The following is a 22,564-nucleotide window of genomic DNA, read 5'->3' on the forward strand; positions in this document are numbered from 1 at the left end:
CATTTATTTATCTGTTCAGGTGTTTTGATTTAATGATTCATCCGTTCGCAAAAATAGAATCGAGCTTTCTTTACGTGAAATATGATGTATATCAGATTGTATTAATTTAAGTAATAATCAGATGGTTCCGGAAGTAAGCCAGTAAATCAGATTTAATTCCCTAAATAGCAACTCAAAATAATATGAATAAGCCTTATTCCGTATGTCGCACGGAATAAGGCTGAAAACAATTACATCCGTTCTACAGTTTGAATCCCTAAAGTATCAAGACCTTGTTTCAGGGTTTTTGCGGTCAGCAAGGCCAATTTCAGTCGGCTCTGACGCAATTCCTCACTGTCAGCGCTGAGAATCGGGCAATGTTCGTAGAAACCGGAAAACAAACCCGCTAAATCATACAGATAAGCACACATGACATGAGGTGTACCTTCGCGGGCGACGGTTGTGATGGTTTCTTCAAATTGCAACAACCGGGTTGCCAGAGCTTGCTCACGCTCTTCGTTCAGAAGAACCGGGTGCGTTAAACTGCTTTCATCAATTTCTGCGCGTTTGAAAATAGAGTTCACGCGGGTGTAAGCATATTGCATATACGGTGCGGTATTACCTTCAAAAGCGAGCATGTTGTCCCAGTCAAAAACGTAGTCAGTGGTACGGCTTTTTGAAAGGTCAGCATATTTTACTGCGCCAATGCCGACAGCCTCGACCACTTTTTTCAGTTCGTCTTCTGGCATATCAGGGTTTTTCTCACGGATCAGCGCATCCGCACGCTCAATGGCTTCATCCAATAAATCAGACAATTTCACGGTGCCGCCAGCGCGGGTTTTGAATGGCTTGCCATCTTTACCCAACATCATGCCGAACATATGGTGCTCAAGTGACATCGACTCAGGAATATAGCCTGCTTTGCGCACGATTGACCATGCTTGCATCAAGTGCTGATGCTGGCGTGAATCAATGTAGTAGAGAACGCGGTCGGCATGGAGAACTTCATGGCGGTATTTGGCACAGGCGATATCTGTTGTGGTGTAAAGGTAACCACCGTCTTTTTTCTGGATGATAACACCCATTGGTTCGCCTTCTTTATTCTTGTATTCATCAAGGTAAACCACGGTAGCGCCTTCACTCTCCACCGCAATCCCACGTTGTTTCAAATCAGCGACAACGCCGGGCAACATACTGTTATACAGGCTTTCACCCATCACATCTTTTTCTGTCAGCGTGACATTCAGACGCTTGTAAGTTTCCTGATTTTGCGACAAGGTGATATCAACTAATTTGCGCCACATTGTGCGGCAATATTCATCACCACTTTGCAGTTTTACCACGTAACTGCGGGCACGGACGGCAAACTCTTCATCTTCATCGTACGTTTTCTTCGCTTCGCGGTAGAACTCTTCTAAATCGGCTAACACCATATCGTTGGCGTTTTCATTTTGGGCTTTTTCCAGATAGGCAATCAGCATGCCAAATTGGGTTCCCCAGTCACCAAGGTGGTTGGCACGGATAACGTTGTGACCCAGAAATTCCAGTGTACGTACTGCGGCATCGCCAATGATGGTGGAGCGAATATGGCCAATGTGCATCTGCTTCGCAACATTGGGGGCGGAATAATCGATGACGATGGTTTGTGGTTCTACCGGAGCAACACCCAGTTTTTCAGCTTTCAGTGCAGTTTCGATATTGGCGGCAATCCATGCTTTATCCAGGAAAATATTGATAAAGCCAGGCCCTGCGATTTCAATTTTGCTGGCAACCCCTTGCAGATCCAGTAAACCGACAACTTTTTCTGCCAATTGTCGGGGTGGCATGCCCATCTTTTTCGCTGCTGCCATGACGCCATTAGCTTGGTAATCACCAAATTGAGCTTTTGCAGATTGACGGACGTGGGCTTCACTATCGGCTGGAGCGCCTGCTGCAATCAGCGCTTGGCTGATTTTTTCTGAAAGAGTGGCCTGAATATTCACCGTGTTACCTTAAGTTACACACGAAAGTTCCTGTTTTTAAATTAAGCAAAAACTTTCATGGGGGGGATTATAAGAAAATAACGGGTTTTATATCATATTCAGCATCCTGCATGCTACCATCGGCCGCTGTTGGCGGCATGACTTTTTTATTTTTAGCCTGTCTTTCAGACGATTATTTGCTATTTGATACTATCCTGAATGTGTCATTGGGATGAGAGAGCAATTTTGACGTTTTTTGATGGAGGAAAGATGACCCATTTTTCAACAATTTCTACATTGCAGGATTTAGTTGCTGATCTAAGAATTTTTGAGCAAAAGTTACAGCAATTCGGTGGGGAACTTGGTTTACCTATTTCGCAATATCTCGCTGATCACATTTCTGTACGTTGCAATGAAACGTCAACCGCTGATCGCTGGCGTCAAGGTTTTCTGCAATGCGGTAAGTTGATTTCGGATAACATTATCAATGGCCGTCCAATTTGCTTGTTTGAATTGGAGCAACCAATCGTCATACTTGGTTGGCAAATTGATTGTGTGGAACTGCCTTATCCGACGAAAAAACAATATGCTCATCAAGGTTGGGAACATGTTGAGCTTGTTTTACCTGTACAACCAGAACAGCTTCTTTCCGAAGCCTATAAATTATTTCCCGACGTACTGCCGGATAATTTCCGGACAAAAGAGAGCCTTCCAAAAGGCAGTGCCGAAAGGTTGCCAAACCCAACGCTGGCGGTGACAAATGGCGAAATCACAATTAAATTTCATCCTTTTTCGCTCAAGGAAATTATTAAAAGCGAAGTATGATCGAAGAAATCAAGTTGTTTATTATGAGAATTTAACTTACTTCGCAATTTAATATTTTCTGCTTTAAATGTTCACTGATGTCTCATAATGTGAATCCTTCTGTGTTGCGACAAGCAAAAAACATGTCTAATACTGATGGCTAAGAGTTATGCCCGGAATAATGGGCATACGGTCATTTCTGAGCCGCAGCTTTTTGAGAGTTTCTCTGTGAAGTTTGCTAATGAAGTAATTTGGAAGCATCAATGATTTGTTAAAAATCTATATCCGAGGGGCTTTGAATGATAAAGCTGGAAATTTGCTGTTACAGCGTAAGTTGTGCTTTGACTGCCCAAACGGCAGGAGCTGATCGCATTGAACTCAGTGCAAGTCCGTCGGAAGGTGGTGGAACACCCAGTTTCGGGACATTGCAGCAAGCACTACAGCAATTATCGATTCCCGTACATCCAATTGTACGTCCAAGAGGAGGCGATTTTTGCTATAACAACGCTGATTTTGAGGTGATGAAAAACGACGTAGCCCATATCCGCGATATGGGATTTCCCGGTGTGGTTTTTGGGGTTCTTAATGATGAAGGCCATATTGATCGCCTGCGCATGAGGCAATTGATGTCATTGGCTGGGAGTATGGAAGTCACTTTTCACCGTGCTTTTGATATGTGCTTTAATCCGCATGTTGCTCTGCAACAACTGACAGAGTTGGGTGTGAAACGTATTTTGACCTCCGGTCAGCAACAAAGTGCTGAACTGGGGTTGCCTCTGCTAAAAGAATTAATTCAAGCCAGCCAAGGGCCGATTATTATGCCGGGAGCGGGTATCAGAGCGAGTAACATCGGTAAGTTTCTGGAATGTGGCATGACTGAACTCCATAGTTCAGCAGGAAAACTGAAACCATCATCCATGAAATATAGAAAAGCGGGTGTGACGATGAGTTCGGATGACCGGGAAGTGGACGAATATTCCTATTATTGTGTAGATGGGCAACTGGTTGAGTCAATGAAGGGGATCATTAGTTTGGTGGAGCGGAAGAAATAGAACCTGACTATTGGATGTGTGAACTACCATCATGGGCGGCAGTTCACACATCAATATTTATGGCTTGCGTGCGATGAGAATAGCCCGCAAAGGCGCAGGGTAGCCCTCAACCGTTTTATTGTGATCATCCGGGTCAAGGAAATCAACCAGCGATTCAGTTTTCATCCATTCTGTCCGGCGTTGCTCATCCAGTGTAGTCATTGCCTGATCGACAATCCTGACATCGACAAAACCACATTTTTCCAGCCAAACTTTTAACATCTTGGCCGATGGAATAAAGTAGACATTTCGCATTTGCGCATAACGTTCACCGGGAATGAGGCATTGATGTTCATCACCTTCAATGACCAAACTTTCTAACACCAGCTCACCTCCGGAAACCAGTTGATTTTTCAACTGCCATAAATGGTCGAGGGGAGAGCGGCGGTGATAAAGTACGCCCATTGAAAATACAGTATCAAACGCTTTTAGCTCGGGTAATTGCTCAATGCCCAAGGGCAGAAGATGGGCCCGTTGGTCATTGCCCAACAATTTTCTGACTGCTTCAAATTGGCAAAGGAAAAGTTGGGTTGGATCAATGCCAACAACCAGTTGAGCGCCTTCACCAACCATGCGCCACATGTGATAGCCGCTGCCGCAGCCTACATCCAGTACGGTTTTGCCTTCCAGCGGGGAAATATGGGGAAGTACGCGATCCCATTTCCAATCGGAACGCCATTCGGTATCTATATCAACGCCATACAGTGAAAAAGGGCCTTTACGCCACGGCATAAAGATTTTCAGTATATTGTGAATGCGCTCTTTTTCACCATTTGGCAGGTCAGGCTCATGGGTTGCAATGACGCCATTTTTCAGGTCAACCTGAGTTGGGGTCATTGCAGGGAGTCTTTCCAATACCTTCAGCCATGAACTGAATTGCCCGTGCAGCGACGATTTTTGCCAGTTGTTTAATTGGGCTGGCAGACATTCTAACCAATGGCTCAAGTGGTTTTTGGCAATCACTTGGTAAAAATTACCGAAATCGATCATTGTTCAGCTCCTTTTACTGCCAACAATGATCCGAAATTGAAGCATTGGAACCAAACTTCGACATGTTGAAAGCCGGCTTTTTTAAGGCGCGTTTTATGGGTTTCAACGGAATCTGTCCGCATGACATTTTCCAGCATACTGCGCTTCTGGCTGATTTCCAGTTCACTGTAGCCATTGGCCCGTTTGAAATCGTAATGCATGTTAAACAGCAATTCGCCGATTTTTTCATCTTCAAAATTGAATTTCTCAGACAGAACTAAAACACCGCCGGGTTTTAATCCCGCGTAAATTTTATCCAACATTTTTTGGCGATCGTCTGGATGCAAAAATTGTAAGGTAAAATTCAGTACGACAATGGAGGCGTTTTTGATGTCAGTATCAAGAATATTTTGTTCAATGACTTCGACGGGAATATTGGCCTTGAATGAATCAATATGACGACGGCAGCGCTCAACCATTGCGGATGAATTATCGACAGCAATAATGCGGCAGCCATCTGCACGATTGCCTGTGTCATTACTTTCACTGTTGCTGCCATTGGTGCTAATGGCACGGCGGATCGATAACGTAGCAGCACCGAGAGAGCAACCGAGATCATAAATTTGACTGTTTGGTGTTACAAAACGCTCTGCCAGCATACCTATCATAGAAATAATATTGGAATAACCGGGAATAGAGCGTTTCACCATATCAGGAAAGACTTCGGCAACACGATCGTCAAAGCTCCAGTCACCTAAACTGGCTATTGGAGCAGAAAACAGACTGTCCCGTTGATTATAAGGGTCTTGATTTGACATAACAGAATTGATTTTTGAAACAATAAGAAATCACTATTCTATCAGAATGCGGGAAAGGGCAGAAATAGATAATCAGCAGAAACCCGCTGGCGGCAAAAATACCGCCTCGGGCAATGATAAAATTTTGTGGCTTTGTGACATCACACTTTTACATGTGATTGATATTGATGTGCATGATTTACACATTATTCCGCTTTTCAAGCTGCCATATTGTAAACACTAATTATAAATCGTGTTGCTAACAACAACTTGAAATATCGATATGCACATGGTGAGCAACTTAGGTATAAAGAGAAAAAATTTGCTCCCACGGCAAGTAATAAATGTTAGTAACAATCATTATCAGCATTGAGATGTACGTTGCTGCCATGCCCATACGTCGCCAGCGTATTTCACGATGACGCAGGCCAAAGTAGTGCAATACCCGACCGGAAAGCAATACTAATCCACAAATATGCAGCATCCAGACGGCTGCCCCATTCATCTCCATCATAACCAATAACAGCATTGAGATCGGAATATACTCAACGGCATTACCATGAACCCGGATGGCTGTTTGTAATTCGTAAAACCCCCCATCGCCATAGGATACCCGATATTGCGTTCTCAACTTGACTACATCCAGAGATAGCTTAATCAATAATAGTGCGCCCAGTACGATATAAAGTGAGCTAACCATTTTTAACTCCATTGCCCAATCCAAAAACGGCTGGATGATGATAAACCCCAAAAGGAAAACTGTCGCTAAAAATCATAGTATTTAATGATAATTTCTATGACTATTATCAGATAGCAAAAAAATTGTCTTGCTAAGAACAGTGTTATAGCCTTATCTCCAGTGATAATTTCCAGTATAATGGCCATCTTTTTTTGACAATTCTTCCTAAAAAAGAACAATGCCAAAATTTCCGCAGCAGAAAGCATAAGAGCTGAGTAAAAGGATATTGTATGCGAACTAACTATTGTGGGCAGTTAAGCCGAGTCCATGAAGGCCAAAAAGTAACTCTTTGTGGATGGGTAAACCGTCGTCGTGATTTGGGTGGTTTGATCTTCATTGATATGCGAGATCGCGAAGGTATCGTTCAGGTATTCTTCGACCCAGATCAGAAAGAGATCTTTACTCAGGCTTCTGAGCTGCGTAATGAATTTTGTATTCAAATTACAGGGATTGTGCGCGCACGCCCTGACAGCCAAATCAACAAAGATATGGCAACTGGCGAAGTTGAAGTTTTTGCAGAAAGCCTGACCGTTTTTAACCGTTCTGAGCCGCTGCCTCTGGACAGTAAGCAAAATAACAGTGAAGAACAGCGTCTGAAATATCGCTATCTTGATTTGCGCCGCCCTGAGATGTCCCAGCGCTTGAAGACCCGCGCAAAAATCACCAGCTTTGTGCGCAGTTTTATGGATGCGGAAGGTTTCCTCGATGTAGAAACACCGATGTTGACCAAGGCAACGCCAGAAGGCGCACGTGACTATTTGGTGCCTAGCCGGGTTCATAAAGGTGAGTTTTATGCGCTGCCCCAGTCTCCGCAGCTGTTTAAACAGTTGTTGATGATGTCTGGTTTTGACCGCTATTACCAGATTGTCAAATGCTTCCGCGATGAAGACCTGCGCGCAGATCGCCAGCCAGAATTTACGCAAATCGATGTTGAAACCTCGTTCATGAGCGCTGAACAAGTTCGTGAAATCATGGAAAAATTGATCCGCGAATTATGGTTGAATGTGCGTGGGGTTGATTTGGGCAATTTCCCAATCATGACATTCGAAGAAGCCATGCGCCGTTTTGGTTCAGATAAACCTGACTTGCGTAACCCGCTGGAACTGGTGGATGTGGCTGATCTGGTCAAAGACGTTGAATTTGCCGTTTTCGCTGAACCTGCAAACAATCCAAAAGGCCGTGTTGCTGTCATCTGTGTGCCTGGTGGCGCAGAATTGAGCCGCAAGCAAATTGACGAATACGGTAAATTTGTTGGCATCTATGGCGCAAAAGGTCTGGCATGGATGAAAGTTAACAACCGTGCGGCAGGTCTGGAAGGAGTGCAAAGCCCGATTGCCAAGTTCCTGTCTGCTGAAGTGGTTGAAGGTTTGCTTTCCCGAACCAATGCACAAGATGGCGATATTCTGTTCTTTGGCGCAGATAAGAAAAATGTCGTTACTGATGCGATGGGCGCTCTGCGTCTGAAATTGGGCCGTGATCTGAACATTACAGATCTGAATAGCTGGAAACCACTCTGGGTTATTGATTTCCCAATGTTTGAGGAAAACGGAGAGGGTGGCTTGACGGCAATGCACCATCCATTTACATCTCCGAAGGATATGTCAGCGGCTGAACTGGAAAAAGATCCAGAATCAGCGATCGCAAATGCTTATGACATGGTTATTAATGGCTATGAAGTCGGTGGTGGTTCTGTTCGTATTCATCGCAATGAAATGCAACAGGCGGTATTCCGCATGCTGGGTATCAATGAGCAAGAACAGCAAGAGAAATTCGGTTTCTTGCTGAATGCCTTGAAATACGGGACACCACCTCATGCAGGTCTGGCTTTTGGTCTGGATCGCCTCGTTATGTTGCTGACAGAAACCGATAATATTCGTGATGTTATCGCATTCCCGAAAACAACGGCGGCAGCATGTTTGATGACTGATGCGCCAAGCCCTGCAAATCCAGCATCACTGGAAGAGCTTGCAATCTCTGTTGCTAAAAAAGAGAGCGAATAATGTCCTATAAGCGCCCTGAATCTATATTGGTTATGATTTATGCTGTTAACAGCAAAAGGGTGCTTATGCTACAGCGGCGGGATGATCCTGAATTCTGGCAATCTGTAACAGGTAGTTTAGAACAGGATGAAAAACCGTGTGAAGCGGCGTTGCGTGAAGTACATGAAGAAGTTGGCATTGATATAGTCAGTGAAAACCTTCAACTGTTGGACTGTCAACGCAGTCTTTATTATGAGATTTTCTCGCATTTACGATATCGATACGCTCCGGGTATAACGCGCAATAAAGAGCATTGGTTCTCGCTGGCGTTACCTGAAGAGCGTGAAATCTTGCTGACAGAGCACTTGGCTTATCAATGGATGGCGGCTGATGAAGCCGCGAAATTGACGAAGTCATGGAGTAATCGGCAAGCAATTGAAGAATTTGTCATTTAGTTTATTAAATGTTTTATCGGAGATATTTTCATGGCAGGTCATAGTAAATGGGCCAATACGAAACACCGCAAAGCTGCACAGGATGCAAAACGCGGTAAAATTTTCACCAAAATTATCCGTGAATTGGTAACAGCAGCACGTTTGGGTGGTGGCGATCCGGATTCTAACCCTCGTTTGCGCGCAGCAGTCGATAAGGCTTTGTCCAACAACATGACCCGCGATACATTGAATCGCGCAATTGCTCGTGGGGTTGGCAATGATGACGCAGATAACATGGAAACCATCATCTATGAAGGTTATGGTCCAGGCGGCACGGCGGTGATGGTTGAATGCTTGAGTGATAACCGCAACCGTACTGTTTCTGAAGTTCGTCATGCATTTACCAAAACGGGCGGTAATTTGGGCACGGATGGTTCAGTTTCTTATCTGTTCACCAAAAAAGGCGTGATTTCCTACGCTCCGGGCCTGGATGAAGATGCAGTCATGGAAGCCGCATTGGAAGCGGGTGCTGACGATGTTGAAACTTATGAAGATGGCGCGATTGATGTCTATACTACTCCAGAGTCTTTCGGGGAAGTTAAAGATGCACTGGATGCTGCGGGCTTCAAGGCTGATTCCGCTGAAGTTTCCATGATCCCATCGACCAAGGCTGAATTGGATGCAGACACTGCACCTAAATTACTTCGTCTGATCGATATGCTCGAAGATTCTGACGATGTACAAGAAGTTTACCATAATGGTGAAATTTCTGATGAAGTTGCAGCTTTGCTGTAATTAAGTCAGAGTTCACAGCGTAGAGAAAGTGCTTCTTGCTGCTAATCAGCTAAGAGCGCTTTCTCTAACGTTTTTATCCCATATCATATGGCACATACCTAGGTGAATACTAGGCGAATACTCGGTGAATAGTTCGATATGGCGATTATTCTTGGTATTGATCCCGGTTCCAGAGTGACGGGATATGGCGTTATCCGCCAGCAGGGACGACAACTTATCTATATCGGCAGCGGCTGCATTCGAACAAAAGTAGATGATTTACCTAGCCGTTTACAGAGAATTTATGCGGGCGTGACTGAAATCATCACGCAATTCCAGCCTGATGCCTTTGCGATAGAGCAGGTTTTCATGGCAAAAAACCCAGATTCAGCCTTGAAATTGGGGCAAGCTCGTGGTGTCGCCATTGTCGCCGCGGCGAACCAAGCTATTCCAGTCTTTGAATATGCCGCCCGTCAGGTGAAGCAAACCGTGGTTGGCACAGGCGCGGCTGAAAAAAGCCAAATCCAGCACATGGTACGTTCGATGTTGAAATTGTCGGCTAATCCACAGGCTGATGCTGCTGATGCTCTGGCTATCGCCATTACGCACTGTCATCTCAGTCAAAATTTGTTGCGGGTTGGAGATGTGCGGTTAAATTTAACGCGAGGGCGTTTGAAATAATTGAATGCTGGATATACGTCCAGTTTTTTTTGTGCTATAAGCTAGCGGAACGATTTATTTAATTTTCAGGGGGGTAAACAGTGATAGGGCGTTTGAGAGGAACCGTGTTGGAAAAACAGCCGCCATTGGTCTTATTGGAAACTAATGGTGTCGGTTATGAGGTTCATATGCCAATGACCTGTTTTTATGAGCTGCCTGAAATTGGTCAAGAAGCTATTTTATTTACACAATTTATCGTACGTGAAGATGCCCAATTGTTATATGGCTTCAATGATAAGCAAGAACGTGCTCTTTTCCGGGAACTGATTAAAGTTAATGGTGTGGGGCCAAAATTGGCTCTGGCTATCCTTTCCGGTATGTCTGCCCAGCAATTTGTTACAGCCATTGAGCAAGAAGCGATTGCGTCACTGGTCAAATTGCCGGGAGTCGGTAAAAAAACGGCTGAAAGGCTGGTGGTCGAAATGAAAGATCGCTTTAAGGGGCTGAATGGCGACCTCTTTAATCAAAGCAGTGACATTAACTTGCCTGAGACGACCAAACAAACGAATTCCACTGCGGATATTGAAGCGGAAGCTGCGGCTGCATTGGTTTCTCTGGGATATAAGCCGCAAGAAGCCAGCCGAATGATAAGCAAAGTGGCTAAATCGGGCGCGGATTGTGAAACGTTGATACGTGAAGCGCTGCGTGCAGCTTTATAATTGCAGGAGTTAAGTGATGATTGAAGCTGACCGTCTGGTTTCCGCAGAAATTTTGCAAGATGATGAAGCCATTGATCGCGCTATCCGGCCCAAATTTCTGTCTGAATATGTCGGGCAACCCCACGTTTGTGAACAGATGGAAATTTTTATTCAGGCGGCACGTCAGCGTGGTGATGCACTGGATCATTTATTGATCTTTGGCCCTCCTGGATTGGGTAAAACCACATTGGCAAATATTGTTGCGAATGAAATGGGTGTTAACCTGCGGACAACATCGGGGCCGGTGCTGGAAAAGGCGGGAGATCTCGCTGCCATGCTGACCAATCTGGAACCTCACGATGTTCTGTTCATTGATGAAATCCACCGCTTATCGCCAGTTGTGGAAGAGATCCTCTATCCCGCGATGGAAGATTATCAACTGGATATCATGATTGGGGAAGGGCCAGCCGCCCGTTCAATCAAAATTGATCTTCCTCCCTTTACCTTGGTTGGTGCGACTACGCGAGCGGGTTCGTTAACTTCGCCATTGCGTGACCGATTTGGCATCGTACAGCGCCTTGAATTTTATAATGTCGACGACTTGCAAAGCATCGTTTCTCGCAGCGCCCACTATATGGGATTAAACATCTCTGACGATGGCGCAAGGCAAATCGCGATGCGCTCACGTGGCACTCCCCGCATTACAAACCGCTTATTGCGCCGTGTGCGTGATTTCGCGGAGGTAAAAAGCGATGGCTCTGTTAACGGCGATATTGCCGCCCAGGCTCTCAATATGTTGAATGTTGATTCAGCAGGGTTTGATTATCTTGACCGCAAATTGTTGCTTGCCATTATTGATAAATTTATGGGCGGGCCTGTCGGGTTGGATAACCTGGCTGCGGCTATCGGTGAAGAGCGGGAAACCATCGAAGATGTACTAGAACCATTTTTGATCCAACAAGGCTTTATTCAAAGAACACCGCGGGGGAGAATTGCGACTAATCACGCTTATCGACACTTTGGATTAAGTAAAGAAAGCGAATAGATCATCGTAATTCTATTTTATAGAAAAAAAGAAAAGGTATAGAAAAAGAGAAAAGGTATTTTCTTCGGTTGTTGTTTGTCCTCCAAAAATTCAAACAGTCCACGCTGCCGTTATTGCTTTTTCTCATTATTCTTTCTAAGTGTTTTTTCTGCATTATGATTTTGGCGATTACATAAATCGCCAAAATCAGATTGAATTTTTTAAAGTAATTTACGAACTGGAAATGTTATTTAAAATATTCGTTGAAAGGTGAAACGCAGTATCAGTATTAACTTTTAGCCTTACAGGTTAAACTCAACGCAAATAACATCGCCGCACAAAGCACAACAGAAGGCCCGGCTGGCGTATTATAAAATGCCGATAGCGTTAATCCTCCCGTCACCGCAAGCATCCCGACAATAATAGCAAAAACCGCCATTTGTTCTGGTGTGCGTGAGAATCGACGGGCGGTTGCAGCAGGGATAATCAACAGGGAAGTGATAATTAACGCACCGACGAATTTCATTGCCAGCCCGATGGTCAATGCAGTCACTAACATCAACAGAACACGCAGGCGTTGAATTTTAATGCCATCGACAAAAGCCAGATCTTGGCTGATGGTCATTGATAACAATGCACGCCACTGCCATATCAGCAGCCCTGCAACAATTGCAACGCCTGCGGCAATCAATAAAAGATCTTCATAAGTGACAGATAATAAATCGCCGAATAAATATGCCATCATATCGACCCGTACGCTGGTCATAAAGCTAACTACGACTAATCCCAATGACAAGGCACTATGAGCCAGAATCCCCAATAGCGTATCAACGGCTAATTGCGGGCGTTTTTCTAACCAAACTAAAATAATGGCCAGTATCATTGTCACCGCAATAACGGCATAAAATGGGTTTACATTGAGTAAAAAACCAAAAGCGACGCCAAGTAATGATGCATGTGCCAGCGTATCGCCGAAATAGGACATTCTGCGCCAAACGACAAAAGAACCGAGAGGCCCTGCTGCAATTGCCAATAAAATACCGGCCAACCAACCGGGAAGTAATAATTCAATCATCGACGTGATTCCCCACTGTTTTTCAAAATAATTTTTCCTTTCAGATCGTGATGATGATTGTGATGATGGCGATAAACTGCCAGTTGTTCGGCTCCATGGCGACCAAACATTGCGATGAATTCTGGATGCATTGACACCACTTCTGGTGTACCAGAGCAGCAAATGTGTTGATTAAGGCATAAAACTTCGTCTGTTTTCGCCATTACTAAGTGCAGGTCATGGGATACCATAAGCACAGCACAATTAAGCTCAGTTCTGATTTGATTGATTAAATCATAAAGTGCCAGTTGCCCGTTGACGTCGACGCCTTGTGTTGGCTCATCAAGAACCAGAAGTTGGGGGTTATTGAGCAAGGCTCTGGCAAGTAAAACCCGCTGAGTTTCTCCTCCTGATAGCTTTTGCATCGGTTGCTTCAATAAATGGGCTGCCTTGACTCGCTCCAATACAGGCATGATATCTGTTGATTTAACGTTAGGCCTTAGCATCATGAAACGTTTAACGGTTAGGGGCAGTGTTGGATCAAGGTTCAGTTTCTGTGGAACATAGCCTATCCTTAATTGCTGGCTGTGTTCGATGGTGCCTGATGTCGGTTGAATTAAACCTAATACAACGCGAACCAGCGTTGATTTTCCGGCGCCGTTTGGGCCAATCAGAGTGAGGATTTTTCCTTGCTTGAGGTCGAATGAAATATTGTTTAATACTTTGCGGTTACTAAACTCAACCGTAATATTTTTTAGGCTAATCATAGTTGACATGTTAAAAGTGTCTTGCAGAACCATTGAAATGTTATAATATAACAATCTTCAATTTACTGCATGGGATATTGGTATTATGTTACACAAACAACAGAAATACGCGCATAAATTTTTTCATAAAGTTGCATTAATGACAGCACTAATGGCTGGAGTTAGTGGGTATGCGCAGGCAGACGTTGTCACAACTATTCGTCCATTGGGTTTTATTGCTGCTGCTATTGCTGATGGTGTAACAGATACGCAAGTTCTGTTACCGGATGGTGCCTCTCCACATGATTATGCATTACGACCTCTGGACGTACAGAAACTCAATCAGGCAGATTTGGTTGTTTGGGTTGGTCCGGATATGGAAACATTTTTAGCGAAACCAATAGCTAAAATTGATAAAAATAAACAATTGGCGCTGGCTGAATTACCAACAATCAAGCCGTTGTTATTGAAAAATAGTGAAGATGATCATGATTCAAGTGAATCGCATCAGCATAAACATGAATCGCATCAGCATAAACATGAAACTGATCACGAACATCACCACCACGGTGAATATAATATGCATATTTGGCTTTCTCCGAAGATTGCAGAGAAAGCAGCTCAAGCAATATACGATAAGCTTGTTGAGCAATACCCTCAACAAAAACAACAATTAGAAGTAAACCTACGTAAATTCAATGGACAGCTCATACAAACTGATAAGAATATTGCTAGTATTTTAAATCCTGTGAGAAAACAGGGATATTTTGTTTTTCACGATGCATATGGCTATTTTGAAAAACATTACCAATTGTCTCCATTAGGGGTTTTCACGGTAAATCCTGAAATACAACCCGGAGCACAAAAATTACACCATATACGAACACAATTGGTTGAGCGGAAAGCAAAGTGCATTTTTGCTGAACCTCAATTCAGGCCAGCCGTCATTCACGCCGTAGCCAAAGGTACTGATGTAAAAATCGGGACACTTGATCCTTTAGGCAGCGGCATCGTATTGAGCAAAGATAGCTATATGAAATTTATAACTCAGTTATCAAAACAATACGCGAGTTGCCTGGATTAGTACGATAAGGAATTTTATTAGTGCAGCAGATAGCTAAAACTATCGCTTTGGTATACAACAACTTGCCAAAACCACATAAGATCATGCTTGGATCTTTGACTTTGGTCACTTTGGCCGTCGCAGTATGGCGGCCTGTCTCCTACCATGAGCGAGAAGAACGGACAAACAGTATTATTCTTAGTACCCCCAATGGTATTGCTGATGCAACAGATGATGCCTCTGATGATACTAATGAGCAATTTCCTGATGAAGGCATTGGGGATGAAGAAAGCAACTCTGATGCAGCAGCAAATGTTCCCCATCAATATGTTGTTTCCAGTGGAGATACCCTAAGTAGTATTTTAACCCAATTTGGGATCGACTCTTCTGAGGTTTCCTTGTTGGCAAATCAACATAGGGCACTGCGTAATTTAGGTATTGGCCAATCATTGTCTTGGTCAGTTGATGAAAATGGTAATTTAAAAACTCTGACGTGGAATCTGTCACGTCGAGAAACCCGAACGTATACCCGAGAAGGGGATTCTTTTAAGGAATTAAAAGAGTTCCAAAAAGGGGAATGGGAAAATAACGTTATTAAAGGGGTCATTAACGGTAGTTTCAATGGCAGCGCCCTTACCGCAGGGTTGAGCAGCAGTGAAGCCAGAGAAGTGACAAAAGCCCTGCAATGGCAAATTGACTTTCGTAAATTACGCAAAGGTGATCGTTTTTCTGTATTGATGTCACGTGAAATGCTTGATGGCAAAAGCGAACAGAGCCAGTTGTTGGGGGTTCGTTTGCAAAGTGGCGGTAATGACTATTATGCTTTCCGCGCCGACGATGGCCGTTTTTACGATAGCAACGGTTCTGGTCTGGAACGTGGTTTCTTGCGTTACCCTACGACGAAGCAATTCAGAGTGTCATCCCATTTTAATCCTCGCCGTGTAAACCCTGTTACAGGGCGGATCACCGCACACAGAGGTGTCGATTTTGCAATGCCTGTAGGCACGCCGGTTCTGGCTGTGGGAGATGGAGAAGTGATCGTCTCTAAATTTGATGGTGCGGCAGGCAATTTCATCGCTATCCGGCATGGCCGTCAATATACTACCCGCTACATGCACTTGAGAAAATTATTGGTGAAACCAGGCCAGAAGGTGAAGAGGGGAGAACGTATTGCTCTGTCAGGCAACACCGGGCGCTCAACCGGCCCTCATTTGCACTTTGAATTTTGGGATAACCAACAACCCGTTAACCCGCTCACGGCAAAATTGCCACGCTCTGGTGGGTTGGGTGGCAAAGAACGCACAGAATATGTTGCAATGGTCAGAGATATCAAACCTAAGTTAATGTTGGACTGAATGTTCTTGAGTTAGATTATTGACAGACACAAAAGCGGATGATTGATATCATCCGCTTTTGTGTTATTTTTTGTTGAAAGCTTGCGTCTTGAAAGCGAGTGTTGGAATTATCAGAGTTAACTCATGAATAAAGATAAAGACACAGATAGTAAAGCAGGATATACCCCAAAATTTCATCGTTCTTATTTACATCCTCGCTATTGGGGGATCTGGGCTGGCGTGGGGGTGTTAGCCAGCTTGGCCTATGTTCCAGTAAAATGGCGCGATCCTTTTCTGGCTAAGATTGGCGCTTGGGCGGGCAAAAAAGCGAAAAGTGCTCGCCGCAGGGCAAAAATCAATTTAATTTATTGTTTTCCTGAGTTAACCGATCAGCAGCGCGAAGAATTAATTGATCAAATGTTTGCCTGTGCCCCCCAATCATTTGTCATGCTGGCAGAACTCTGTTTAAAAGGTGCAGAATCTACATTGCAACGCACCCAATGGCACGGAGAGGAAATTTTAACAGACTTAAAAGCACAGGGAAAAAATGTCATTTTAATGGTTCCTCATGGGTGGGCGATAGATATACCGGCCATGCTTTTGGCCGCTCGCGGATACAAAATATCCGGTATGTTTCACCATCAAAGCAATCCTGTAGCCGATTATTTGTGGAATAAAACACGCCAGTTTTTTGGTGGACGTTTGCACTCCCGTGATGCAGGCATAAAACCTTTTATCGCCTCAATACGCGAAGGTTATTGGGGATATTACTTGCCAGATGAAGACCACGGTGAAAAGCAAAGTGAATTTGTCGATTTCTTTGCTACTTACAAAGCAACGTTGCCTGCGGTTGGGCGTTTAATGAAAGTCTGCCGCGCTGCGGTTGTTCCATTATTTCCAGTTTATAACTGCCAGACTCATCAATTGGATATTTTTATTCGCCCGCCGATGGATGATATTGAAGGGCAGGATGATGCATATATTGCCCGCCGTATGAATCAGGAAGTTGAAGAATTGGTTAAACCTAATCCTGAACACTATACATGGATATTAAAACTGCTTAAAACGCGAAAAGAAGGGGATATCGAACCTTATAAGAGGCAAGATCTGTAATGTGAAGGCCATCAGATAAATAGGCTATTTGAATTGCAGTCTCTCTAAGGTAGATAACCACTTTTATTGCTGGTGGATGCTTAAGTTTCCATCAGCCTATTGATTTATCAACCCTAACAGCGTTTGTTGCATACTCTCGATTCCCTCCATTCCCTCCATTCATTAATCACTTATTTAGGCTTTATTCCCCTTCAATAATCATTTCTTTTTTACCAACATATTTGCGATGCAGATAGGATTTCATTTACTTAAAAGTGATAACTGCTTGAGAGTAATTTTATGCCAAATAAAAAACTTAAATTTAACTTAAGATAAATATATATTATCATCCTAAATTGAATTTTAAGAATAATTCAATGATAAATAACATGTTGTTTATCCGGCACATATTCAGATTTTTAGTCTGTTAATCACTCAATTATCGTTATACAGGAAATCTAATGTCCGTTAAAAACATGTACCGACAGGTACTAATTCTGGCAAGTGCACAAGCTATCTTTCAGACCGTTTCAGTACTTGTCATGACCATTGGTGGGCTTGCTGGTGGTCTGCTTGCCCCATCGCCCAAATTTGCTACCGCACCAATCGCAACAATGTTTCTCGGTACGGCTGCGGCCATCTTTCCTGCTTCCCTCTGGATGTCCCGGGTAGGGCGAAAAAAAGGATTCTGCGCGGGAGCTGTGGCGGGTGTTGCTGGAGGAATTATCGCTGGTACAGGCATTATTACATCTTCATTTATCCTGCTGTGCGTAGGCACCTTTATGGTCGGGGTATACCAATCTTTTGCACAGTTTTATCGTTTTGCTGCAATTGAAGTGGCTAGTGATACTTTCAGGCCACGTGCTATATCTTTGGTCATGGCAGGGGGGATCGTGGCTGCGTTTGCAGGGCCACTGCTTGCCAGACTTGGCAAAGATATTTTGACGCCGCATTACCTTGGCTCTTTTGCTATTCTCGCTGGAATTTCAGTGGTAGCGGTTTTGATCCTCTCGCGTCTTGCCATACCATCCAGAATGGAAGCTGTGGCTACACATGAGCCTGCGCGCCCGTGGCAAAGGGTTATCACGCAACCGGCCTACTTGATAGCATTGTTTGGTGCGGCTACTGGTTACGGCATCATGATTCTTGCCATGACAGCGACCCCTCTCGCCATGTCTCATCATTCCCATTCTCTGTCTGACACATCAACAGTCATTCAGTTGCATGTTCTCGGTATGTTTTTACCCTCATTCTTCACGGGAACATTGATTGAACGGTTCGGAAGCATCAAGATAATGCTGGCGGGCATTTTGCTTTACGCTTGTCATATTGCACTAGCCCTGACGGGTACGGGATTTTACTCCTTTGCAGGCGCACTTATTTTTGTGGGGCTTGGATGGAATTTCCTTTACATCGGCGGAACGGCACTCGTAACCACCACATTTTCACCATCAGAAAAAGGGATCGCACAGGCAGTCAATGATATGACTATATTTGTGGTCGGGCTGGCATGCTCACTCAGCGCGGGTGCACTGTTGGAGAATATAGGGTGGGAAAAGTTAAATGAAGTGTTACTGCCTTGGCTCGCTCTTGCGGCTATCGCATTAATTATACTGGGCGTGCATCGCAGAAATATTATGAAGACGGCAAATGATCCAACGGAGTAATAGCATGTCAAAACGGCGTTTCTCTGAGTGACAGGTTACGCCCGTTTTGAAACAGCCTTTTCCAGATTTATCGCATTGATAAGCGGTCATTGTTTCCTCGTTTACCATTGGTGATATCCATAAATTTTTCCGCTTATCGAGTGAATTCATGTTTTCTCCGAAGCCGTGGCTCGGATGCCTGCCTCGGCCAGTTGCTCAGCCATTTTTCTTATCAACGTATTATGAACATCACCCAGAAATCTATGCCATCCCATGATTATCTATCGGCACAGTGCAGGCACAATAGAGGAGAGTGAACTCAATTAATGGCTGGATATACAAAATATTGCACCTGATAACGCTATGTTAAAATGCCGATTATGACGGGATAACATATTTTAATACGGATATAATCGACATCACGTTTAAGTTAGAATGGTTTACGTATTTTTTTAGGAAGTAGCAGTTATCATTTTATTTGTTAACATGATAGCGCTTAGAATAAAAAAGGAATAAATATGTATGAGTATATAATTCGAGATTATCTCTCTCTCCCGAGAGAAATACTTTCATCATTTATTGTTTTAGACAATGGCAAAGATGGTTATTATGAAAGGGGAGATAACAATCGACATAATCGTATACGAATTACTCAAGAGCTATACCCCGTCTTTGCAACTGAGCATAAATCTCTTATCCGTTTTTTATTGGAACAAGAAATTGAGAGTTGTGCGCTCTATGAATATGGTACCGATCTTATGAGAGCATTGTCATATATGTTGTTGACTATGGCGGACATAGAAGACTCACTGTTATTTTATCGAACCAAGTTTGAAACCCATTTTGATGCTAGATGTGCAATGGATATTGAACCAATTTTTGGTGAAGATAAGGATAAGACGAAAGCGTATTTTTTAGGAAAAAATCAGGATGTAGTGAATGTAATAGAATATTATGAACAGTTTCCTTATATCAGTAAAACCGACTATATTAAACAAATACAGGATCATAAATTAATGGAGTACTGGTTATATAATAATGATTAACACTTTATTATCATTTAATTTTTAGTGTTGGTTTTTATGTGACCTTATCAATCATAAGATAGGCAGTAAATTCCATTTAATTAGAAATTTTACTGTCATCTTTCACTGCTCAAGAGAAAATCACTTGCCACATGGTGGAGCACATTGCTGGTTTCATTTACCTTCAAATGAAGCTGATTACAGGCTGTTCAGGCCAAAAATCGTGGATTTTTGTTGCCTTCGGAGCTGGGGGAATTTTATCCCATCACTAGAGGATAAGCACTAGGCTGGTTACAAGGGCAGTAGCGGGCATGAATCCTTTAGCCCGTGTACAATAAGGTAATGCTTCACTTTCTATGGTTATCTTCCAACAATGTCTGTTATTACCAGTGCCTTCATTTTTTTTATTGAATTTGTCAGGGCGCTCATTTGATAAATTTTTCCTAAAAAAAGGATAAAAACAAGATGTAACCAGGCGTGCCTACGGACAAAATTGAAAACTCATTCAGGTCAATTACAAAGAAGAGGTAATGTCAATGTTGCAATCCATTTCTATTATGGAGATTTTCTGATTTATATTAATGATCCAGTTTTTAATTGGTTGCTGGAAAATAATAACATCATCATTTTATGAGCTTTTTCCACATGACCGCGTTTAAATGACAGATGATTAGCTATTTATCAATGCATTAAAAACCACCTTAATATTAATGGGTTAAATTCTATTTTTATATCATGTTTATATTTTTCTTCTTACAAATACTAAATTGATTGATGGTTTTTCTGTTGGTTTCCGAAATATAATTTTAAATTAAATTCAATTTCGTAAAATAAAACCAGGTAAATTTAATAAATTCATCTCTGTGATTTTGATCTATTTTATTTATTTGAAAAATATTCAGATTAAACCATAATTGTCCCTCTGAATTCTCCCCGCGGTTGTTTGATAGTGCTCATTGATAGCGCTAAATAGTTTTTGGTTCAATTATGGCGATTAAAATACACAGCAAAAATAAAATAATAGTCGGGTTAGCTATATATGTTTTTTTTACCATTCCATCTGTACTGGCCGATGAACACTCATTTATCCATCAAAAACAACAACAGCAGGCTTTAGAACAAAGTCTGGAAGCTAAGGCACCGAGTGTTCGACTTGCGGAAAGTCCTGCGTCAGTTTCCCGATTGACATTTCCGAAAGAGACACCGTGTTTTGTTATCCATAAAGTGGCATTGTCCGGTCGGGATGCCTTGCCCCATTGGGTGCCGTTACAACGGTTGGCCAATCAGGCCAACGGGCAGTGTCTGGGGATGCAAGGTATTAGCTTGTTAATGGGCAATATGCAAAATCGGTTGATTGCCCACGGTTGGGTGACCACCCGGGTCGTTGCCCCCGAGCAGAATTTGCGTCAGGGCGAACTTAAGTTGCATATCGTCCTGGGTAGGGTACGACACATTCGTTATGCTGATGATGCCGACACCTACGCCACGCTCTATAACGCCATGCCGGCCCGTGAAGGACGCTTGCTGGATTTACGTGATATTGAGCAAGGATTGGAAAATTTGCAAAGGCTGCCTAATGTGCAAGCCTCAATGGAACTGGTGCCGGGGGAGCAACCCGGCGAAAGCGACATTGTGATTAAACGCCACCAATCCCGTTTCTGGCATGCCGGGGCGTGGGTTGATAATAGCGGCGGTCAACCCACGGGGCGGACTCAGGGCGGGCTGATGTTAGCGCTGGATAACCCGACGTCATTGAGCGATTTACTGTATGTGTCGATGACCCGTGATTTGGCCTTCTCCAACCGCAAAGATTCGACCAATTACACCGCGCATTATTCGGTGCCGTTCGGCGACTGGCAGTTTGCGGTGACGGGCAGTAAATACACGTATGCGCAAACTGTCCCTGAGCTAAATGAAGAAGCGAAATACCGTGGACGCAGTCAGAGCTTGAATGCCCAGTTAAGCCGGGTTCTGCATCGCAATGCCAGTTCGAAAACGACCTTGACTTACGGGGTGAATGTCCGGCAAACCCGTAGCTATATCAAACAGACTGAAATCGGAACCCAAAAACGCCGTACCAGCAACTGGAGTCTGGGGCTAAACCATCGCCATTATCTGAATTCAGCAGTACTGGATGCCGGAGTGCGTTACCAGAAAGGTACCCGCTGGTTCGGGGCATTGCCGGCCTCTGAAGAAAGCCGCGATCCATCCTCTCCGGACTATGCCACGGCAAAAGCAGAAATTATCCAACTTTCTGCGTCACTGAATACTCCCTTCTCCTTGGCAAAAGCCCAGTTCGAACATCGTATCGAATACCTGCAGCAGTGGAGCAATACACCATTGACCCCGCAAGACCAATTCAGCATCGGGAACCGCTGGACAGTGCGGGGATTTGATGGCGAACGCACATTAAGTGCCAGTGAGGGCTGGACACTGCGCAATACCTTGTCTTGGAAAACCCCGCTGCCGGAACAGCAACTGTATGTTGGGGCAGATTATGGCCGGGTTGGCGGCCAAGGCGCAGACCGGATTATCGGCCGAACATTGGCCGGCGGCGTGATAGGTGTTAAAGGCCATATTCGCCCGGCCAATCTGGCGTATGACGTCTCCGTGGGCACACCGTTTTCCAAACCCGACGGGTTTAAAACTGACCGTGTCTATGTGGGTTTCAGCGTGAACTGGCAGTACTGAGGGG

At 43.8% G+C, this 22,564-nt stretch carries 20 protein-coding genes; 14 read left to right on the forward strand and 6 right to left on the reverse strand.

Translation table 11 applies throughout. The features are described from left to right. Nucleotides 1–230: 230 nt before the first annotated feature. The gene (gene argS / locus BM100_RS10200) at nucleotides 231–1,961 is read right to left on the reverse strand and encodes an arginine--tRNA ligase (protein WP_092510559.1); all 1,731 of its coding nucleotides are present in this window, start codon (nucleotides 1,959–1,961) and stop codon (nucleotides 231–233) included. Between the two features lie 249 nt (nucleotides 1,962–2,210). Between argS and BM100_RS10205 the strand changes: the two genes are divergently transcribed. Both BM100_RS10205 and cutC read left to right on the forward strand, forming a co-directional pair. Continuing rightward, on the forward strand, nucleotides 2,211–2,765 hold the full coding sequence (locus BM100_RS10205) for a VOC family protein (protein WP_092510561.1): 555 nt from the start codon (nucleotides 2,211–2,213) through the stop codon (nucleotides 2,763–2,765). Between the two features lie 278 nt (nucleotides 2,766–3,043). Next, nucleotides 3,044–3,796: a copper homeostasis protein CutC gene (gene cutC, locus BM100_RS10210; RefSeq protein WP_092510563.1), complete on the forward strand. Its 753-nt coding sequence runs from the start codon at nucleotides 3,044–3,046 to the stop codon at nucleotides 3,794–3,796. Nucleotides 3,797–3,853: 57 nt separating this feature from the next. Here cutC and cmoB read toward each other — a convergent pair whose 3' ends face one another. The 3 genes from cmoB to BM100_RS10225 form a co-directional block, all read right to left on the reverse strand. Further along, nucleotides 3,854–4,825: a tRNA 5-methoxyuridine(34)/uridine 5-oxyacetic acid(34) synthase CmoB gene (gene cmoB, locus BM100_RS10215; RefSeq protein WP_092510565.1), complete on the reverse strand. Its 972-nt coding sequence runs from the start codon at nucleotides 4,823–4,825 to the stop codon at nucleotides 3,854–3,856. Continuing rightward, nucleotides 4,822–5,622, reverse strand: a complete 801-nt coding sequence (cmoA, locus tag BM100_RS10220; RefSeq protein WP_092510567.1) for a carboxy-S-adenosyl-L-methionine synthase CmoA — start codon at nucleotides 5,620–5,622, stop codon at nucleotides 4,822–4,824. Before cmoA ends, cmoB begins: the two co-directional genes overlap by 4 nt. A 280-nt stretch (nucleotides 5,623–5,902) precedes the next feature. Further along, entirely contained in the window at nucleotides 5,903–6,301 is a 399-nt protein-coding gene (locus BM100_RS10225; RefSeq protein ID WP_092510569.1) for an MAPEG family protein, read from the reverse strand. A gap of 269 nt (nucleotides 6,302–6,570) precedes the next feature. On the opposite strand from BM100_RS10225, the gene aspS reads away from it, so the two are divergent. From aspS to ruvB, 6 genes are all read left to right on the forward strand, one after another. Then, complete coding sequence (gene aspS, locus BM100_RS10235) at nucleotides 6,571–8,340, forward strand: aspartate--tRNA ligase (protein ID WP_092510573.1); 1,770 nt, start codon at nucleotides 6,571–6,573, stop codon at nucleotides 8,338–8,340. After that, on the forward strand, nucleotides 8,340–8,774 hold the full coding sequence (nudB, locus tag BM100_RS10240; protein WP_092510575.1) for a dihydroneopterin triphosphate diphosphatase: 435 nt from the start codon (nucleotides 8,340–8,342) through the stop codon (nucleotides 8,772–8,774). The genes aspS and nudB overlap by 1 nt, the downstream gene beginning before the upstream one ends. Before the next feature lie 30 nt (nucleotides 8,775–8,804). Beyond that, nucleotides 8,805–9,548 carry a YebC/PmpR family DNA-binding transcriptional regulator gene (locus BM100_RS10245; protein WP_092510577.1) on the forward strand — a complete coding sequence of 248 codons (744 nt, stop codon included), beginning with the start codon at nucleotides 8,805–8,807 and terminating at the stop codon, nucleotides 9,546–9,548. A 138-nt stretch (nucleotides 9,549–9,686) separates the two neighbouring features. Further along, nucleotides 9,687–10,208, forward strand: coding sequence for a crossover junction endodeoxyribonuclease RuvC (gene ruvC / locus BM100_RS10250; RefSeq protein WP_092510579.1), 522 nt, complete (start codon nucleotides 9,687–9,689; stop codon nucleotides 10,206–10,208). Between the two features lie 80 nt (nucleotides 10,209–10,288). Beyond that, nucleotides 10,289–10,906 carry a Holliday junction branch migration protein RuvA gene (ruvA, locus tag BM100_RS10255; RefSeq protein ID WP_092510581.1) on the forward strand — a complete coding sequence of 206 codons (618 nt, stop codon included), beginning with the start codon at nucleotides 10,289–10,291 and terminating at the stop codon, nucleotides 10,904–10,906. A gap of 16 nt (nucleotides 10,907–10,922) precedes the next feature. Continuing rightward, a complete protein-coding gene (gene ruvB, locus BM100_RS10260; RefSeq protein ID WP_092510583.1) occupies nucleotides 10,923–11,930 on the forward strand; it encodes a Holliday junction branch migration DNA helicase RuvB in 1,008 nt (335 codons plus the stop codon). Nucleotides 11,931–12,198: 268 nt separating this feature from the next. Here the strand turns inward: ruvB and znuB are convergent, their stop codons facing one another. Then, a complete protein-coding gene (gene znuB, locus BM100_RS10265; RefSeq protein WP_092510585.1) occupies nucleotides 12,199–12,984 on the reverse strand; it encodes a zinc ABC transporter permease subunit ZnuB in 786 nt (261 codons plus the stop codon). After that, nucleotides 12,981–13,739, reverse strand: coding sequence for a zinc ABC transporter ATP-binding protein ZnuC (gene znuC, locus BM100_RS10270; protein ID WP_092510609.1), 759 nt, complete (start codon nucleotides 13,737–13,739; stop codon nucleotides 12,981–12,983). Before znuC ends, znuB begins: the two co-directional genes overlap by 4 nt. Nucleotides 13,740–13,815: 76 nt before the next feature. Between znuC and znuA the strand changes: the two genes are divergently transcribed. The 6 genes from znuA (at nucleotide 13,816) to BM100_RS10300 (ending at nucleotide 22,560) form a co-directional block, all read left to right on the forward strand. After that, nucleotides 13,816–14,793: a zinc ABC transporter substrate-binding protein ZnuA gene (gene znuA / locus BM100_RS10275; RefSeq protein ID WP_092510587.1), complete on the forward strand. Its 978-nt coding sequence runs from the start codon at nucleotides 13,816–13,818 to the stop codon at nucleotides 14,791–14,793. Nucleotides 14,794–14,813: 20 nt separating this feature from the next. Beyond that, nucleotides 14,814–16,127, forward strand: a complete 1,314-nt coding sequence (mepM, locus tag BM100_RS10280; protein ID WP_092510589.1) for a murein DD-endopeptidase MepM — start codon at nucleotides 14,814–14,816, stop codon at nucleotides 16,125–16,127. A 123-nt stretch (nucleotides 16,128–16,250) separates the two neighbouring features. Beyond that, a complete protein-coding gene (gene lpxM, locus BM100_RS10285; RefSeq protein WP_092510591.1) occupies nucleotides 16,251–17,219 on the forward strand; it encodes a lauroyl-Kdo(2)-lipid IV(A) myristoyltransferase in 969 nt (322 codons plus the stop codon). Nucleotides 17,220–17,659: 440 nt separating this feature from the next. Beyond that, complete coding sequence (locus BM100_RS10290; RefSeq protein WP_092510593.1) at nucleotides 17,660–18,865, forward strand: MFS transporter; 1,206 nt, start codon at nucleotides 17,660–17,662, stop codon at nucleotides 18,863–18,865. A 497-nt stretch (nucleotides 18,866–19,362) separates the two neighbouring features. Then, a complete protein-coding gene (locus tag BM100_RS10295) occupies nucleotides 19,363–19,890 on the forward strand; it encodes a hypothetical protein (RefSeq protein WP_092510595.1) in 528 nt (175 codons plus the stop codon). Between the two features lie 966 nt (nucleotides 19,891–20,856). Then, entirely contained in the window at nucleotides 20,857–22,560 is a 1,704-nt protein-coding gene (locus BM100_RS10300) for a ShlB/FhaC/HecB family hemolysin secretion/activation protein (RefSeq protein ID WP_092510597.1), read from the forward strand. Nucleotides 22,561–22,564 lie beyond the last annotated feature (4 nt).

The sequence above is a fragment of the Xenorhabdus mauleonii genome (genome assembly GCF_900113945.1).
In the GTDB taxonomy this organism is placed as follows: domain Bacteria; phylum Pseudomonadota; class Gammaproteobacteria; order Enterobacterales; family Enterobacteriaceae; genus Xenorhabdus; species Xenorhabdus mauleonii.